Annotated in this window: 18 protein-coding genes; 7 read left to right on the forward strand and 11 right to left on the reverse strand. The window is 47.9% G+C overall.

What is annotated here, in order from left to right:
* Positions 1 to 42 precede the first annotated feature (42 nt).
* The 3 genes from H3L95_RS03790 to H3L95_RS13740 all read right to left on the reverse strand — a co-directional run bounded on the left by H3L95_RS03790 (position 43) and on the right by H3L95_RS13740 (position 3229).
* Entirely contained in the window at positions 43 to 1992 is a 1950-nt protein-coding gene (locus tag H3L95_RS03790) for a hypothetical protein (protein ID WP_128887950.1), read from the reverse strand.
* Positions 1985 to 2860 (reverse strand): SIR2 family protein, encoded by an 876-nt coding sequence (locus tag H3L95_RS03795; RefSeq protein ID WP_003760616.1) that lies wholly within the window; start codon positions 2858 to 2860, stop codon positions 1985 to 1987. Before H3L95_RS03795 ends, H3L95_RS03790 begins: the two co-directional genes overlap by 8 nt.
* Before the next feature lie 144 nt (positions 2861 to 3004).
* The gene (locus tag H3L95_RS13740; RefSeq protein WP_003760612.1) at positions 3005 to 3229 is read right to left on the reverse strand and encodes a nitroreductase family protein; all 225 of its coding nucleotides are present in this window, start codon (positions 3227 to 3229) and stop codon (positions 3005 to 3007) included.
* On the opposite strand from H3L95_RS13740, the gene H3L95_RS03805 reads away from it, so the two are divergent.
* Positions 3182 to 4189, forward strand: a complete 1008-nt coding sequence (locus H3L95_RS03805; RefSeq protein WP_182096158.1) for an IS5 family transposase — start codon at positions 3182 to 3184, stop codon at positions 4187 to 4189. The genes H3L95_RS13740 and H3L95_RS03805 overlap by 48 nt on opposite strands.
* Positions 4190 to 4459: 270 nt before the next feature.
* Here H3L95_RS03805 and H3L95_RS13745 read toward each other — a convergent pair whose 3' ends face one another.
* Positions 4460 to 4804 (reverse strand): nitroreductase family protein, encoded by a 345-nt coding sequence (locus tag H3L95_RS13745; protein ID WP_003759872.1) that lies wholly within the window; start codon positions 4802 to 4804, stop codon positions 4460 to 4462.
* Positions 4794 to 4976: a nitroreductase family protein gene (locus H3L95_RS13750; RefSeq protein ID WP_003759875.1), complete on the reverse strand. Its 183-nt coding sequence runs from the start codon at positions 4974 to 4976 to the stop codon at positions 4794 to 4796. The genes H3L95_RS13745 and H3L95_RS13750 overlap by 11 nt, the downstream gene beginning before the upstream one ends.
* A 104-nt stretch (positions 4977 to 5080) precedes the next feature.
* Between H3L95_RS13750 and H3L95_RS03815 the strand changes: the two genes are divergently transcribed.
* Complete coding sequence (locus H3L95_RS03815) at positions 5081 to 5584, forward strand: MarR family winged helix-turn-helix transcriptional regulator (protein WP_003759877.1); 504 nt, start codon at positions 5081 to 5083, stop codon at positions 5582 to 5584.
* Positions 5585 to 5629: 45 nt separating this feature from the next.
* On the opposite strand, the gene H3L95_RS03820 is transcribed toward H3L95_RS03815, so the two are convergent.
* Positions 5630 to 6436 (reverse strand): tetratricopeptide repeat protein, encoded by an 807-nt coding sequence (locus H3L95_RS03820; protein WP_003759878.1) that lies wholly within the window; start codon positions 6434 to 6436, stop codon positions 5630 to 5632.
* A gap of 765 nt (positions 6437 to 7201) precedes the next feature.
* On the opposite strand from H3L95_RS03820, the gene H3L95_RS03825 reads away from it, so the two are divergent.
* Entirely contained in the window at positions 7202 to 8341 is a 1140-nt protein-coding gene (locus H3L95_RS03825; RefSeq protein ID WP_003759885.1) for an RNA ligase RtcB family protein, read from the forward strand.
* A 2-nt stretch (positions 8342 to 8343) separates the two neighbouring features.
* Complete coding sequence (gene prfH / locus H3L95_RS03830) at positions 8344 to 8988, forward strand: peptide chain release factor H (RefSeq protein ID WP_040668810.1); 645 nt, start codon at positions 8344 to 8346, stop codon at positions 8986 to 8988.
* Between the two features lie 120 nt (positions 8989 to 9108).
* Here prfH and H3L95_RS03835 read toward each other — a convergent pair whose 3' ends face one another.
* The gene (locus H3L95_RS03835; RefSeq protein ID WP_003675061.1) at positions 9109 to 9309 is read right to left on the reverse strand and encodes a protein MIGRI; all 201 of its coding nucleotides are present in this window, start codon (positions 9307 to 9309) and stop codon (positions 9109 to 9111) included.
* 158 nt (positions 9310 to 9467) lie between these two features.
* On the opposite strand from H3L95_RS03835, the gene metX reads away from it, so the two are divergent.
* The 3 genes from metX to H3L95_RS03850 all read left to right on the forward strand — a co-directional run bounded on the left by metX (position 9468) and on the right by H3L95_RS03850 (position 12138).
* The gene (gene metX / locus H3L95_RS03840) at positions 9468 to 10607 is read left to right on the forward strand and encodes a homoserine O-succinyltransferase MetX (protein WP_003759892.1); all 1140 of its coding nucleotides are present in this window, start codon (positions 9468 to 9470) and stop codon (positions 10605 to 10607) included.
* Positions 10604 to 11185, forward strand: a complete 582-nt coding sequence (gene metW, locus H3L95_RS03845; protein WP_003743445.1) for a methionine biosynthesis protein MetW — start codon at positions 10604 to 10606, stop codon at positions 11183 to 11185. Before metX ends, metW begins: the two co-directional genes overlap by 4 nt.
* Before the next feature lie 116 nt (positions 11186 to 11301).
* Positions 11302 to 12138: an NMB0938 family lipoprotein gene (locus H3L95_RS03850; protein ID WP_374968197.1), complete on the forward strand. Its 837-nt coding sequence runs from the start codon at positions 11302 to 11304 to the stop codon at positions 12136 to 12138.
* Positions 12139 to 12314: 176 nt separating this feature from the next.
* Here the strand turns inward: H3L95_RS03850 and H3L95_RS03855 are convergent, their stop codons facing one another.
* From H3L95_RS03855 to H3L95_RS03870, 4 genes are all read right to left on the reverse strand, one after another.
* On the reverse strand, positions 12315 to 13610 hold the full coding sequence (locus H3L95_RS03855) for an NAD(P)/FAD-dependent oxidoreductase (protein ID WP_182096208.1): 1296 nt from the start codon (positions 13608 to 13610) through the stop codon (positions 12315 to 12317).
* 286 nt (positions 13611 to 13896) lie between these two features.
* On the reverse strand, positions 13897 to 14784 hold the full coding sequence (locus H3L95_RS03860; protein ID WP_003759901.1) for an ABC transporter permease subunit: 888 nt from the start codon (positions 14782 to 14784) through the stop codon (positions 13897 to 13899).
* A complete protein-coding gene (locus H3L95_RS03865) occupies positions 14784 to 15749 on the reverse strand; it encodes an ABC transporter permease subunit (RefSeq protein ID WP_003759903.1) in 966 nt (321 codons plus the stop codon). The genes H3L95_RS03860 and H3L95_RS03865 overlap by 1 nt, the downstream gene beginning before the upstream one ends.
* Before the next feature lie 15 nt (positions 15750 to 15764).
* Positions 15765 to 16889, reverse strand: a complete 1125-nt coding sequence (locus H3L95_RS03870; RefSeq protein WP_009312960.1) for an ABC transporter ATP-binding protein — start codon at positions 16887 to 16889, stop codon at positions 15765 to 15767.
* Positions 16890 to 17194: the final 305 nt, after the last annotated feature.

Genomic DNA, 17194 nt, shown 5'->3' on the forward strand with positions numbered 1-17194 from the left:
TCGTTTTCAGACAACCTTTATCTCCATACACCCTTTAATGGATTATGTGGTTTGTTGGGTGTTCTCAGCACTGTCAATAATAGACTGTATTTTTTCTTTTAATAACCCTCTCAATTCCTCCAACTGAGAAATATTTCTGGAAGTAATCAAAAAGTCAATAAACTTAAGAAGTTTTTCTGCTCCACCTACCTTGTTTAAATCATTTTTTATCCAATGAGTCATAAAATCTATAAATTCTTGTTTCACTTCAAAACCATATTGCAAAAAGTCTAATTCACAGAGTATTTCTTCGTACAACTGGCCTTTACTGACTTGATTCCAATCTGAAATTCGTACTTTATCAAAATACGGTGTGAACAGTTCTTTAATGTCGGTATTTGATATTTGATAAATAGGTAGAAAAATTTTTTCCAAAAAATATCGTTGCATCTCCAGATTTTTCTCAAAATCATTATCAAGAGAAAATAATGCTTTTTCTACTAGTTTTACATTTGTATATTGCATAGAAGTTACATAGGCATATCGATAAACAGATGAGAGATCATTGTTTATACTTTGGTAAAAATGTTTTCTAAATTTACCTGAGATAAAGCCTTCTAATATAACATCAACCAACTCTAAAATTTTAGGGCTGTTTGTTTTATATAGTTTATACTGGAGTAAGATAAAATAATTCACTGAACTAGCGTAATCAATAGGAATGCTTCCTTTTAAGAATATAGAATTTATAGATTCTAAAAACTTATCTAGCTCCGTACTTTCCCATTTGACCAACCCTATAATCATAATTAAATTTAAAAACGAATTAGAAATCGTATTTGAATAAAAGTAATGACCATATATGATAAATAAATCTGATAAATTCTTAAAAGCATCTGCTAGATAATCTTTTTCATCCTGAGAAAATGATAAAAATTTATCACCATTTCCCTCTTGGGGTTCATCTTTAACAAAACCTAAAACACGTTTAACGATAACCGGCCAAAGGTCTTTGAACTTAAAATATTTAATAAGAATAAATAGATCGACTTTTGTTAATTCAAATTTTTCTCTTACTTCATGAATTTTAATTTTTCCCAAAACATACGATTGCATCAGCTTTTGAAATTCTGTATAAGCATCCAAAGCAACATCATTATAGGCACAAAAATTTAGCAGTTGAATTAATATATCATTAGAGCGTTGCTCTTTATCAGTAAACCCAAAACCGCCATTCTTTTTATTTTCTTCCAAATTTAGATGTTCTTCATTATCAACAATTGAATAATAATAGAATTTATATATAGACTTAAACCCTAATAAATCGACTAATGGTTGAATGTATTCTCTGTACATTGGTGGATAGTCATTATCAATCAGTTCACTTGTAATATCATAGTCATCTTCTTTTATAAGTCTATTTTGACTATCTAAATTTGAGTTATTTTCTAATTCTAACTTTCTTTTTACTATTGATTTGTTGAATTTAGAAATTATCGCAGACAAATATTGTTTCTTTGCTAAGTTAACTGTTATAGCTAATGATAAATGCTTGAACAATGCTATATTTTCATTTGATATCCCAGGCTCTTTGAGCATGTCTTTATTTATAGAGTTGGCACTATATGTGAGCAAAGAAAATAAGGTTCTAGGCATAGACTTAGAAAATGATATAAATTCATAGAAGCAATTCGAATCTTCTGATTCACTGCTTTTATCTTTAATTAAATCATAAATATTAATTGGCATCTCAGAATTTTTTATAAACAATACCCTGGCAGAAAGGAAACAACTAAAAATAGTATTTAGCTTATCTGAATATTGTTCTAATTTTTCAGGGATTTTAATTATATCAAAAAATTTGCTGTATATTTTTCTCACATCTGGATCATAATCTGTTGTTAGAAGGTTGCTATGAAAATATAGCCCAAAGCAATTTTGATGATACTCAACTGTACAATTTGAGAATAAATATGTAATTTGTTCCGGTAATAAACAATTTAATTCAGCCAATCCAACTAAATTTTTTATAAAAATAGTTTATTACATCCGTATCTGACACTTCATTATTATCTAATATGATTCCACCTTTCGTGTTTTTTATAGCGGAAAAGAAATGTTCATATAAGTACTTGTACTCATGATTTTTAGAAGAAGATACAGGGGCAAGCACCTTTATACCATGATTTTCAAGATATTTTCTTTGTGAAGAATAATTTTCTTTTTGCAACAAAAATCTCGGAGGGGAAACTTCTGAATTTTTTTCAATCCATTTAATGATTTGCTTCAAGTTGCTATCACTGTATGAATAGCCTAAAAACAAGACTGTAGTAGTAGATAATATATGCTTTAAAAAGTTATCAAAGATGGGATTGTTGATACTGTAATTTAAATAATCATCTTCTTTAAAGACAATATTATGGGTATCAAAACTACCATGAACTTTAATTAGTTTTTTTGGCAGGTTAGATTTTATTAAATCAGATTCTGTCTTAATAACATCATAAAATAATCCATTATTGGAAACTGTTTTTTCCAGCAGGTTGTCCCAATTGGTGGTGATAACATATTTGGGTTTTAATAATTGAAATACTTGAAGGTGAAGATCTGATGGTTCTGCATGCAAAGGTACAAATTCTCTCAATTTTTGATATAGCTTGTACTCACCAAATTCAAGATAGTATAGCTCTGCTATTTTGAGAAAATCTGTTTCTTGGGTATTTAAATCATTCTTTAAAGCAATCATCAACTCTCCCCAAGAGGGAAATTTGATTGTTGCCGTTTCAGAAAATTTGGAAAATCCCGCCCCGATAAAAACAGTCAGGTTATCGTTTTCTTGAGCGGTTATGATGGAATCAATGTCGGCTTGAGTAAATTTCATTTTATTCTTTGTTCAATAAGCAAATTTTAATTATTTTAGCATACTCTTTATCGCTTAAAATGAAAAAGGTGGGCAAGAATGCCCACCCTACGGTTTTTCAAACAGCCTCCAAACCTCGTCTGAAAGCCCCCAAACCACCGCCGATTATTCCACCCACTGAACAACATCCCCCACCGCCTGACGCGTTTTGGCGCGCTTAGGTTCGTCCGCACGGTAGCCGAATGCCGCCATCACGCTGACGCCGTATTCGCGCGGGCCGAGACCTTTGCAAAATTCCCCAAAATCCCCTAAATTCCCACCAAGACATTTAGGGGATTTTCCATGAGCACCTTCTTCCAGCAAACCGCACAAGCCATGATTGCCAAACACATCGACCGCTTCCCGCTATTGAAGTTGGATCAGGTGATTGATTGGCAGCCGATCGAACAATACCTGAATCGTCAAAGAACCCGTTACCTTAGAGACCACCGAGGGCGTCCTGCCTATCCCCTGTTGTCCATGTTCAAAGCCGTCCTGCTCGGACAATGGCACAGCCTCTCCGATCCCGAACTCGAACACAGCCTCATCACCCGCATCGATTTCAACCTGTTTTGCCGTTTTGACGAACTGAACATCCCCGATTACAGCACCTTATGCCGCTACCGCAACCGGCTGGCGCAAGACGACACCCTGTCCGAATTGCTGGAACTGATTAACCGACAACTGGCCGAAAAAAACCTAAAAGTAGAGAAGGCATCCGCCGCCGTCGTTGACGCCACCATTATTCAGACCGCCGGCAGCAAACAGCGTCAGGCCATAGAAGTCGATGAAGAAGGACAAGTCAGCGGACAAACCACACCGAGTAAGGACAAAGATGCCCGTTGGACAAAGAAAAACGGTTTATACAGACTCGGTTACAAACAACATACCCGCACCGATGAGGAAGGCTATATCGAGAAACTGCAGATTACCCCCGCCAATACCCATGAGTGCAACCACCTGTTGCCTTTGCTGGAAGGCATTGCCGAAGGTACGACCGTCTATGCCGATAAAGGCTACGACAGTAAGGAAAACCGGCAACATCTGGAAGAGCATCAGTTGTTAGACGGCATTATGCGCAAAGCCCACCGCAATCGTCCGCTGACGGAAGTGCAAACCAAACGCAACCGATATTTGTCGAAGACCCGTTATGTGGTCGAACAAAGCTTCGGTACGCTGCACCGTAAATTCCGCTACGCCCGGGCAGCCTATTTTGGTCTGCTCAAAGTGAGTGCGCAAAGCCATCTAAAGGCGATGTGTTTGAACCTGTTGAAAGCGGCTAACAGGCTAAGTGTGCCTGTTGCCGCCTAAAAGGCGGCCCGGATGCCTGATTATGGGGCGTCCGGGGAGGATTAAGGGGGTGTTTGGGTAGAATCAGTGGATATTTGAAACGAAAACAGCCGAAAACCTGTGTTGGGGTTTCGGTTGTCGGAGGAAGGGCTTTTTTGCAAAGGTCTCAAATTTTAATTATTTTAGCATACTCTTTATCGCTTAAAATGAAAAAGGTGGGCAAGAATGCCCACCCTACGGTTTTTCAAACAGCCTCCAAACCTCGTCTGAAAGCCCCCAAACCACCGCCGATTATTCCACCCACTGAACAACATCCCCCACCGCCTGACGCGTTTTGGCGCGCTTAGGTTCGTCCGCACGGTAGCCGAATGCCGCCATCACGCTGACGCCGTATTCGCGCGGGCCGATTAAGCCTTTGTCGGCAAGCAGTTTTTCCACATTTGCCTTTTGAAAACCCTCAATCGGCGTGGAATCGATGCCGATAAGCGCGGCGGTGGTCATCATATTGGCAAGGGCGATATAGGTCTGCTTTGCCGCCCAGTCACCAAAAGCGTGCGCATTACCCGCAATGGCGAAATCCGATTCGGCAAACTGCCTGAAAAAGCCCTGCATCATGGCGACGGTTTCAGACGACATCCCATGCACGCCCCCCAGATTTTCTCCTGATAACCGCCTGCATGGCAGCCTGCGTGCGCGCCAACAAAATCACAAAATGGCTGCAATCGGCAATCTTTTCCGCCACGCCCCATGCCAAAGGTTTGAGTTCGGCGCGCAGTGCTGGGATTACGGCTTGTTTGTCGGCGACCATGGTTATCCTCGTTAAATTGTCTTGAAATCAAGCTAAATATCAAATGGAAATTGGCTTGAAATCAAGATAAAATAACGGCAAACCCACTGCCTAAAAGGAAAAACATGACCGCACACGCCGATGCCCCCGCCCTTGCCGTAGCTCAATGGAAACGCGAAATGCCCGAATTGGCAGCCGAAAATATGCTTTTAATAGGTCGTCTGAAACGCACCGCCGCCCTGATTTCCCGCGAGCTGGACAAAGTTTACGCACAATACGGACTCGCCGAAGGCTCCTTTGACGTACTCGCCACCCTGCGCCGTAGCGGCGCCCCCTACACTCTCACCCCGACCGAACTGTTCTCCTCGCTGATGGTAACATCAGGTACCATGACTACGCGCCTGAAAAACTTGGAAAACCAAGGGCTAATTGACCGCCTGCCCAACCCCGACGATGCGCGAAGTATGCTGGTGCGTTTGACCGATAAAGGCAAAGAATTGATTGAGAAAGCTTTGTTTCCGCATGTGGAGAACGAAAAGCGGCTGATGAAAAAATTAGATTTAAAAACCAAAACATCGCTTGAATACGGACTGGAGACATGGCTGGAGGTTTTGGAGGGAAGTAGGTAAAAGGTCGTCTGAAAACGCGACATTCCGTTTTCAGACGACCTCAGTTTATTGTGCAGACTTTTTCTTCTCCAGCCGCTTCAATTGCTTGGCGGCATATTTGTTGCCTGCCTCGGCGGCACGGCGGTAGTAGCGGGCGGCTTTTTTCAGACGACCTGCATCTTCATAGAGGATACCGAGGTTGGATAATGCGATGATGCTGCCCGCGCGGGCGGCGAGTTTGTACCATTTTTTCGCCTGTTTTTTGCTGCGGCGCACGCCGTTGCCGTTGTAGTAGAGGAAGCCTATGTTGTTGCAGGCGGTTTCATCCGCTTGTAGGGCAGCGCGGGCGTACCATTTGTAGGCTTTGGTGTAGTTTCGGGGCAGACCGAGGTCTTTATCGTATAGGTAGCCGAGAGCGCGTTGAGCTTCGGCGCAACCTGCTTTGGCTGCTTTGCGGTAAAGCAGGCAGGCTGTCTTAATGTCTTTTTTGCAGCCGAGGCCGCGCTCGTTCAGCCAGCCGAGGCGGTAGGCTGCATAGGCTATATCGGGGTTTGTAATACTGTGTTGCTTAAAGGCACGTGTATACCATTTGCGGGCGCGGCGGTAGTCGGGCTTTTCTGCAAATTCGTACAGGCGGCCGAGGGATTCCTTTGCTTTTGGGTGACCGAGTTTGGCGGCACGGCGGTAATATTTTTCGGCTTTGGTGAGGTTTGGTTTGGCGCCTTCGCCGTACTGGCGGGCATTGCCGAGACCGAACCAGCCGTCTGGGCAGCCTTTTTTGGCGAGTTTGCGGTAGGCGGCGTAGGCTTCGTCAGAACAGACATAACTGAGGCATTCGAGCAGGGCGGCGCGGTAGAGGGATTTAGGATTCATGTTTCTGCCTTTCTGTTGGTTTCAGACGACTTGAATGGCTTTTTTGGAATTTTTCCCGACAGCAGTTGGGCGTGCTGCGGTTGATGCGTATGGGCGGTTGGTAAGGTTTTAATTTTTGTGTTTTTTGATTTTCAGACGACCCCAAAGGTCGTCTGAAAGCTTGTCGGAACAGGTTTGAACGGACGATAAACCAAGCGGCGGTCTGGCAACATGAAACGATAGTTCGGGTGGGACCAATTTATCTTATTTTCGTGTTTTTATAAACGGTTTAAATTGTGCGGTATGGATTTTTTGCTGAGAACGAGATGGTATCTGATTCGGTGAAGGATTGAGGTCGTCTGAAAACGTAAAAAGCATCCAACGCTTTGATTTTTAAAGGTGCAGGCTGCTTTTTTGTTCCTATTACGTCATGACGGTATTGCAACACCTATTCACAAAAAAACACAGTTTGATTGTAACGTTTCAAACATTTCCCCTATAATCCGCCTGTTTTCAATTTTCACATGCAAAGAAAGGAGCAGCCATGACACGCAATACTTCAATCCGCTCAATCACATTCTTTGCAGCCCAAGCGTCGGTCTGATTTTCGGACAACGCGTTTCCGCATTTCCCTATCGCCCGCTTCGGGCTGCTTTCCCATCAATCGGACAGAGGTCGTCTGAAAACGTCAGACGGCAGTCGGTATATTTTCAAACCGGACATTTTTTTTTGTTTTGTCGGTTTGGGCTCGTTTTGCCATCTGTCCGTTTTAAAGAAAGCATACACATGGGCAATTATCAAAATCCCCATCATATTCACATCATCGCTGATTCAGAAACCTGGATTGAAGGCAACGCCGTCGCTCAACTCGAAACCACCGCCAAGCTGCCGCACATGCTGCGCGTAGCCGGTATGCCTGATTTGCACGCGGGACGCGGTTATCCCGTTGGCGCAGCGTTTTTCAGCGACCGTCATTTTTACCCCGCGCTCATCGGCAATGATATCGGCTGCGGCATGGCGTTTTGGCAAACCGGTTTGTCCGCCGCCAAGCTCAAACCCGCTAAACTCGCCAAGCAGCTTGGCAACATCGATACGCCTTTGAGCCAAGACGAGCAAGAAGCCTTACTCGAAGAATCCGCATCCGATTATCCGTTTTCAGACGACCTCGCAGTCGGCACCATCGGCGGCGGCAATCACTTTGCCGAGTTGCAAACCGTTGAAACCGTTTACCGCAACGATTTGCTTCCCGCTGCCTTTGATTCAAACCGTTTGCAGTTGTTGGTACACAGCGGTTCGCGCGGCTTGGGGCAGCAAATTTTGCAACGCCACATCGAAGCCTACGGACATCGAGGTTTGGCGGAAGGCAGCGAGGCTGCGGCGGACTATCTTGCCGAACATCAGGTAGCCCTTGAGTTCGCCCGTTTAAACCGCCGTCTGATTGCCGCCAGAATGCTCGACCGCTGGCGCACGGAAGGCGAATGCCTGCTTGACGTGCATCACAATTTCCTCGAACAAGCCGAAATCGCGGGGCAAACCGGCTGGCTGCATCGCAAAGGCGCAACGCCCGCCGATAAAGGTCTAGTCATGATACCCGGCTCGCGCGGCGATTACAGCTATCTGGTTCTGCCGACCCAAGATTGTCAGATTTCGCTGAACACATTGGCACACGGCGCAGGACGGAAATGGCAGCGCGGCGAATGCAAAGGTCGCCTGTCGCACAAATATTCCGCCGACAGCCTGCGCCAAACCGCATTCGGCAGCGTAGTCGTTTGTCAGGATAAGGCTTTGATTTTTGAAGAAGCTCCGCAGGCTTATAAAAGCATAGACAGCGTCATTTCAGCCATGAAAAACGCAGGTCTGATTGAATTGGTCGCCCGCTTCAAACCTGTTTTGACTTATAAAACCAGCGGCGGATGTGGAGAATAAAAATGAAGCAAAATTTACAAACGATTTATCTGCAAATTTCTACCGCCCAAGGGCCTGCCGAATGCCGCATCTTTGCCCGTTTCGTATTGGGCAGGCTGCTTGCCGAGGCGAAGGCGGAAAGTGTTGAGGCGGAAATCATCTCCGAAACCGCCGATAAACACGGCATGATGTCGGCGGTGCTTAAATTGGACGGCAAGCATGCCGAAACTTTGGCACAGCGTTGGCAAGGGTCGCTCCAATGGATATGCGCCAGCCCCGTCCGCCCGAAGCATCCGCGTAAAAACTGGTATATCGGCGTTTTCCGCATGCCTGATATGCCTGATATGCCGTCTGAAAGCGAAATTGAGTTTCAATCCTGTCGTTCGGGCGGTAAAGGCGGGCAGCATGTAAATAAAACTGAAAGTGCCGTCCGTGCCACTCATAAAGCGAGCGGTATTTCCGTGCGCGTCGAAAGCGAACGCAGTCAGCATGCCAACAAAAAATTGGCTTTGACCCTGCTGACGCAAAAGCTGGCGGAACATCATGCCGGACAGACCGACAATTACGCCCGCGCACAGCACAGCCGGCTTTATCAGGTGGAACGCGGCAATCCGAAACGGACGTTCGCCGGAACGGAGTTTAAGGAGAAGCCGGATGCTAAATCTTGAGCTGAGGCTGCCGCTTTGGCAACGTCGTCATCCCCCGTGTTTTTAATATACGGGAAAAGGTCGTCTGAAAACCTGAATTTGGGTTTTCAGACGACCTTTTATCTGGCTATCAACATCCGGTCAATAAGAATCTGGAATGTGTTTGAAATACAGCATGACCAGATACCAAAACAACGTCGCTGCAGCTGCACCAAGCAGCACCCATGCGCTGATTTTGGCGACATCGCGCAGGGCACGTTTTTGCTTGCGGCTGAAGAGGCGGTTGATGATCAGCGCGGCAAGTGCGAAAAAGAAAAAAATACGGAAAAGTCTGCCTATCATATCGGGAAGCGGGGGAGGTCGTCTGAAAAAAGTATGGTTCGGGCGTGGCGGCATGGGGACGGATGTTTGAGCGCGTCGGGCTGCTTGTCCGACCGTGTCAAAAAGTCATGCCGTTTGCTATATAATAACGCTTTTCGCCGCATTTGTTGGAACAGGATATGAGTCAAAGTGCCTCGGTGGGCATTGTAACGCCCCAAAAAATTCCGTTTGAGATGCCGCTGGTTTTGGAAAACGGTAAAACTTTGCCGCGTTTCGATCTGATGATTGAAACCTACGGCGAGCTGAATGCCGAAAAAAACAATGCGGTTTTAATCTGCCATGCGCTGTCGGGCAACCATCATGTTGCGGGCAGGCATTCGGCGGAGGATAAATATGCGGGCTGGTGGGACAATATGGTCGGTCCCGGCAAACCGATTGATACGGAACGTTTTTTCGTGGTCGGTTTGAACAATCTGGGCGGCTGCGACGGCAGCAGCGGGCCTTTGTCGATCAATCCTGAAACGGGCAGGGAATACGGTGCGGATTTTCCGGTGGTTACGGTGAAGGACTGGGTAAAATCCCAAGCCGCGCTTGCCGATTATCTCGGCATCGAACAATGGGCGGCGGTTGTCGGCGGCAGCTTGGGCGGTATGCAGGCTTTGCAGTGGACGATTTCCTATCCCGAGCGCGTGCGCCATGCCTTAGTGATTGCATCTGCGCCGAAACTGTCCACGCAAAATATCGCGTTTAATGATGTAGCACGTCAGGCGATTTTGACCGACCCTGATTTCAACGAAGGACATTACCGCAGCCGCAATACCGTTCCCGCACGGGGCTTACGGATTGCCCGCATGATGGGGCACATCACTTATCTTGCCGAAGACGGTTTGGGCAAAAAATTCGGACGCGATTTGCGTTCAAACGGCTATCAATACGGCTACGGCGTTGAATTTGAAGTGGAATCCTATCTGCGCTATCAGGGCGACAAATTCGTCGGGCGGTTCGACGCCAACACTTACCTGCTTATGACCAAGGCTTTGGACTATTTCGATCCGGCGGCGGATTTCGGCGACAGCCTGACCCGCGCCTTGCAAAATGTGAAAGCGAAATTTTTTGTCGCCAGCTTCAGCACCGACTGGCGTTTCTCGCCCGCGCGTTCCAAAGAGCTGGTCAAAGCGCTGATTGCCGCGCACAAGCCGGTGCAGTATATCGAAGTCAAATCCAACCACGGCCATGACGCCTTTTTGATGGAAGACGAGGCCTATATGCGCGCCGTAGCGGTTTATATGAACAATGTTGACAAGGATTGCCGATCATGAATTTGCGCGACGATTTGCAGTTGATTTACGACTGGATTCCCGAAGGCAGCCGCGTCTTGGACTTGGGCTGCGGCGACGGCGAATTACTGGCGGCTTTGGTGGAACACAAAAAATGCAGCGGCTACGGCATCGAAATTGACACCGACAGCGTCATCGCCGCCATGTCGCGCGGCGTGAACGTTATTCAAGCCGATTTGGAGCAGGGTTTGGCAGAATTTGGCGACCAGACGTTTGACGTTATCGTCTTGAGCCAAACCATCCAAGCCATGCAAAACACCGAAAAAATCCTGCGCTGCCTCATGCGCGTGGCGAAACAGGCGATTGTCAGCTTCCCGAATTTCGGCTACTGGCGCAACCGCTTCCAAATCGCTATCGGCGGGCATATGCCGGTTTCCGAGCGTATGCCCTACCATTGGTACGACACGCCGAACATCCATTGGTGTACGCTCAAAGACTTTGATTTATTGTGCGCCAAAAACAAAATCCGCGTCCTCGAGCGCGCGGTCATGACGGGCAACAAACAGGTCAAACATTTCCCCAACCTGTTGGGCAGCTTGGCGTTTTACCGCGTCGGGTAAGATGGGTTGAGCACCTTGCTGGCAATAACAAGGTTCTTGAGTTCTATGAATAACAGGTCGTCTGAAAAATGAAATGGCAGATTTTCAGACGACCTCTTTATGTTGAAAACAAAATAATGAAAAACGAAACGTCATCACTTCTCTTATGGCTTACTGCAATCATGCTGACTGCGTGTTCTCCAAGCAAAGAAGATAAAACAAAAGAAGTCGGCGCATCCGCTGTTCCATCCTCCGCGTCATCTGCTTCTTCCCAACCCGATTTGAATCCAATCGCGTCCAACTCTAATAGCGTCAAGCAAGTAGAAGGCGCACCTTCTTCAAATTGCACCAACCTGCATCAGATTGGCGGCATTGATGATTTTGTCCGTCAGGTTGCCGAAAATATCGATTCCAGTTGTTTGTTTGAACGCAGCCCTAAAGAATTGGCGGCGATTTGGGGCATTCCCGGCGGAGACAATCCGCTGGAGCAGGCACTGTTCCCTGATATTGATCCGAATGATCCTAAAAACGTTGATAAAGTGATAGAGGCTATTGATCAGATGGGAAAAGGGGAGCGGAGCTATAATCAGCAGACGGTTGAACCGGTGGTACAAGAAATGAAAGCACTCAGGCGTCGGGATACTTTGGTTTTATCAACAGGCAAACAGACAAGCCAAGGTTCGGATCAGCCGCTGAGGGTAACGCACAATTTCGACATAGAAGGAACGCCGGAATATCTCAAGAAACATGGCGGCGGGTTTGGCGGTAGTTTTCAAAACATCAGCCAGTTGCCCGAATATTTGAAAGCACACGGAAAGATTTTTGAGGCGCAAAGGGTATTCCGCCTTTTCAACCACGACCGCAGCCCTGATAAGCCCTATCTGGAAATTGTGTTTGACGAAAGTGGAAAAATCGTTTCGATTACCGTATATGAAAATGTTTCCAATCCGGCAAGCGGGATTCATTTGATGTAATGGGTTTGGAGCACAAACGGAGAGGGGGAAAATCTGGACTTATTGAGTGTTCATTGAGCATTTGATGCGATAGCAGTTTGATTGGAAGCCTTCAATTCAATATCGAAAAGGTCGTCTGAAACCTGAATCGGGTTTCAGACGACCTTTTGTTGATGTGTTCGAGCTTAACCAAATTCTTAACGGCTGTCTTTCCATTGGTAATATTTCGAGCCGAGGAAGGAGCCGAGTTTGCGCAGGAAAGGTTGGGTGATGATGCTCGGGTGTTTGAGTTTCTCAAACGGTTTCAGACGACCATCGTCACCCATGATGGCTTCGGCGATGGCAAGGCCTGCTATGCCGGTAATCGCCATGCCGTGTCCCGAGTAGCCTTGGGCATAGTAAACATTGGGCGCGAGTCTGCCGAAGTGGGGGGCGAGGTTGGCGGTAATGTCGCATTCGCCGCCCCATGAATGTTCGATTTTGACATCGGCAAGCTGGGGGAAGACTTTGAGCATGTCTTGGCGGACAAGCTCGGTCATGCGGTCGGGGTCGTCGATGAACTCGTTGTCTTTACCGCCGAAGAGCAGGCGGCCGTCGGCGCTGAGGCGGTAGTAGTCGAGGACATGGCGGTTGTCGCAGACGGCCATGTTGTTGCGGATGAGTTCTTTTGCACGTTCGCCCAGCGGTTCGGTGGCGATGATGAAGGTGCTGACGGCGATGGCTTTTTTTTCCAACGGCTTGAATTTTTGATGCAAACCGGCGTAGGTGTTGACGGCATACACGAGGTTTTGACATTCGATGCTGCCGTCCGGGGTATGGACGAGCCAGCCGCCTTGATAGGGTTCGATGCGGGTCATCGGGGACTGTTCGAAAATCTGCGCGCCTGCTTCGGCGGCGGCGCGGGCGATGCCCAGGGTATAGTTGAGCGGATGGAGATGGCCGGAATGAGGATCGAACTGTGCGCCCAAGTACATATCGCTGGCAAGTTGTTGCTTGAGTGTGGCTTTATCCCAGAGTTGGTAATGGGTAGCGCCGTAATGTTGTCGGGCGTGTTCATGCCATTGTTGCAATTCTTCCCAATGCTGCGGGCGGATGGCGACGGTAGCATAGCCGCGCTGCCAGTCGCAGGAGATTTGATGTTTTTTAACTCGTTCGTCAACGAGTTCGACGGCTTGCAGGGATTGCTGCCAAAACCAGCGGGCTTGTTCCAAGCCGACTTGTTTTTCGATTTCTTCCATACCGCAGGCGTAATCGCTGATGACTTGCCCGCCGCTGCGCCCTGATGCGCCGAAGCCGATACGGGCGGCTTCGAGTACGGTAACTTCGCGTCCGTTTTCGGCAAGGGGAAGGGCGGTGCAAAGTCCTGTCAATCCTCCGCCGATAACACAGGTCTCGGTTTTCAGACGACCTTCAAGCTTGGGATAAGCGGCGTGGGGATTGATGGTGCTGAAATAATAGGAGGGAAGGTATTCTTTGAAATTGGGATGAATCATAGGGTAATGCTTTGTGTGGTTTCAGACGACCTTTGGAGGGTATAGTGGATTAACTTTAAACCAGTACGGCGTTGCCTCGCCTTAGCTCAAAGAGAACGATTCTCTAAGGTGCTGAAGCACCAAGTGAATCGGTTCCGTACTATCTGTACTGTCTGCGGCTTCGTCGCCTTATCCTGATTTAAATTTAATCCGCTATAGTTGAGGGTTGTCTGAAAAGTGGGTTAAACGGGTTGTGTGAAGAAAACAGGCTGACCTTGCATTGATGCGGTCAGCCTGTCTGATTGGGTCAATTTGTTTTTTCTGCGGCAAGCTTTTCCTGACGGTAGGCTTCGGCGGCTTCCCGATCGCGTTTGGTTGCTTGGCGCATCATCCAATAATTGATGACGATGACCAGCGTACCGATGATGCCGATCAGGATGGTTGCCAACACATTCATCTGCGGGTCGAGACCCAGCTTGATTTTGGAGAAAATCACCTGCGGCAATGTGGAAGAACCGGGGCCGGACAGGAAGGAGGTAATCACCAAATCATCCAGCGACAGGGTAATGCCGAGCAGGAAGCCTGAAGCGATGGCAGGGGCAATCAAGGGCAGGGTGATGACGAAAAAGATTTTCAGCGGACGCGCACCCAAGTCCATTGCGGCTTCTTCGAGCGATTGGTCAAGCTCCACCAGGCGCGAACGGATAACGACGGTAATGTATGCCATACAAAGCGTCGTATGTCCGAGGAAAATGGTGAAGAAACCGCGGTCGAAGTACAGGTTTTGGAGCAATTCGCTGCCTTGCAGGAACATTTGCACCTGAATAATCAGGAGCAGCATGGACAGACCGGTAATCACGTCAGGCATAACCATAGGCGCGGAAATCATACCGGCGAACAAGGTGCTGCCGCGGAAGCGTTTGATGCGCGCCATCGCGTAGCCTGCCAGCGTGCCCAAAACGACGGCTGCAAGCGAGGATGCGGCGGCAATGCGCAGCGACAGCCAAGCGGCTTCCAAGATGGTGTCGTTTTCCAGCAATGCGCCGTACCACTTGGTCGAAAAGCCGCCCCAAACGGTAACCAGCTTGGATTCGTTGAACGAATAGATGACCAAGACGACCAGCGGAATGTATAGAAACGCCAGCGACAGCATCAGCATCAGTTTCAGGAACCAAGATAATCGGGATTTTTGCATTATTTGGCTCCTTCTTCCAATTCGCGGTTTTCATAATGCTGGAACAATGCAATCGGCACGACCAGCAGTGCGACCATGACGACGGCGACGGCGGAAGCCAGCGGCCAGTTGTTTTGATCGAAGAACGCCTGCCACAAGACTTTACCGATCATCAGGTTTTCCGAACCGCCGACCAGTTCGGGAATCACAAATTCACCGACTGCGGGAACGAAAACCAGCATAGAGCCTGCGATGATGCCTGTTTTGGACAGGGGTAGGGTAATGGTGAAGAACGATTTGACTGGTCCTGCACCCAAATCAGAAGCGGCTTCGAGCAGGCGGTTGTCGAGTTTCACCAGTTGCGTGTAAAGCGGCAGAATCATAAACGGCAGATAGGCATAAACCATGACCAAGTTCAACGAGAACGCGTTGTAAAACAGGTCTAAAGGCTCTTCGATAATCTGCATTTTGAGCAGGAAATTGTTGATGATGCCGTTGTGTCCCAGCAGGCCCATCCATGCGTAAACACGCAACAGGAAAGAGGTCCAGAAAGGCAGCATGATGGCAAGCAGCAGACCGTTGCGCATGGCGGGATTGGCGCGTGAAATCGCATAGGCAGTCGGATAACCAATCAGCAGACAAATGATGGTCGTCGTCAGCGCAGTCTTAATCGAAGACCAGTAGGTCATCAGATAGATATTGCTGTTTTCGCTGTCGCCAAACGGATTCAGGGTATTCCAAAAATTTTGGAAGATATCGGCATAGTTTTGATAACTGATGGCGATGTTCAGACGACCTAAATCTTCATCGACGCTGGTCAGCGGAGTAAATGGCGGAATGGCGATTTCTTGTTCGGCAAAGCTGATTTTCAGCACGATGGCGAACGGAATCAGAAACAGTACCAAAAGCCAAATATACGGCACGGCGATGACCGCGCGCTGACCGGGGCGGCGGAACAGTTTGTTTTTCAGTTTTTTAAGGTTCATCTCATTCCCCTTAAATCAACGGAACAACGGAGTCGGTTGGTTTTCCGGCCAGCTGATATAGACGGTTTCGTCCCAAGTCGGCGGCGTGATGTTGCGGACATACCAATAAGGTGCGGGAACTTGGCTTTTGACGACGCGGCCGTTGGCGAGTTTGATATGGTAGATGGCGAAGCTGCCCAAGTAGGCGATTTCTTCTACCGTGCCTTTTGCCCAGTTGAAGCTGCCCAAGTGGTCGGGTTTTTCTTTGTATAAATCAATGTCTTCGGGACGGATGCTGACCCAAATGTCTTGTTCGCTCGGGCCGCCCAGACCGTGGTCGATGCGGACGTGGTTTTCCAAGCCTTCGCATTCGATAACGGCATAATCGGCATGGTCGTCAATCACGACGCCGCCAAAAATATTGGTCTCGCCGATGAATTCGGCGGTAAAGCGGCTGTTGGGGTAGTCGTACACATCGCTGGGTGTACCGACCTGTTGCAACTGACCGTCAGACATGATGGCGATGCGGGTCGCCATCGTCATCGCTTCTTCTTGGTCGTGCGTGACCATGATGCAGGTTACGCCGACTTGTTCCAGCGTATTGACCAATTCGAGCTGGGTTTGTTGGCGCAATTTTTTGTCCAATGCACCGAGAGGTTCGTCAAGCAGCAGGATTTTCGGACGTTTTGCCAAGCTGCGTGCCAAAGCGATACGCTGTTGCTGACCGCCGGATAATTGATGCGGTTTGCGCTTGGCGTATTTGGTCATCTGAACCAGACGCAGCATTTCTTCCACGCGCGCAGCGATTTCATCTTTGGGCATTTTGTCTTGTTTCAGACCGAAGGCAATGTTCTGCTCCACAGTCATGTGCGGGAACAGGGCATAGCTTTGAAACATCATATTGATGGGGCGCTCGTAGGGGGCAAGTTTGGTAATGTCTTGACCGTCCAGAATGATTTTGCCCTGATTGGGGCTTTCCATGCCCGCCAGCATACGCAGCAGCGTGGATTTGCCGCTGCCGGAGCTGCCCAAAAGGGCAAAGATTTCATGTTGATAAATATCCAAGTCGATGTTATCGACAGCGTAATTGTCACCAAACTTTTTCACCAAGCCTTGGATTTTAAGATAAGGTTTGGCTGAAGACGCAGTGGTTGCGGTCATAATGGCAATACTCCAATAAAAATGACGAGTACCGGCAAAACGGATTTTCGAAAGGGTGATAAAAAGCTGTTTGATTGCTGGCGGGAGTCGCAACGTCGAAACGTCGTCTGAAACTCTTGTGAAGCGCACGGGCAGCATGGATGGGAAACGGGTGGAAATCCAAGGATAAACCGCCTCCGCCGAACTCGCTATTATATTAGCCTATGGCACGCAGGGGCAATACGAAATTGCCCGAAGGGGCTGATTTCCCGCGGATTTGATTTAAACGGGACATTTTGAAACCTGTCAGATTGAATCTGCGGTCA

Origin of the sequence: Neisseria sicca (assembly GCF_014054945.1) — a bacterium.
GTDB classification, from domain to species: Bacteria; Pseudomonadota; Gammaproteobacteria; order Burkholderiales; family Neisseriaceae; genus Neisseria; species Neisseria sicca.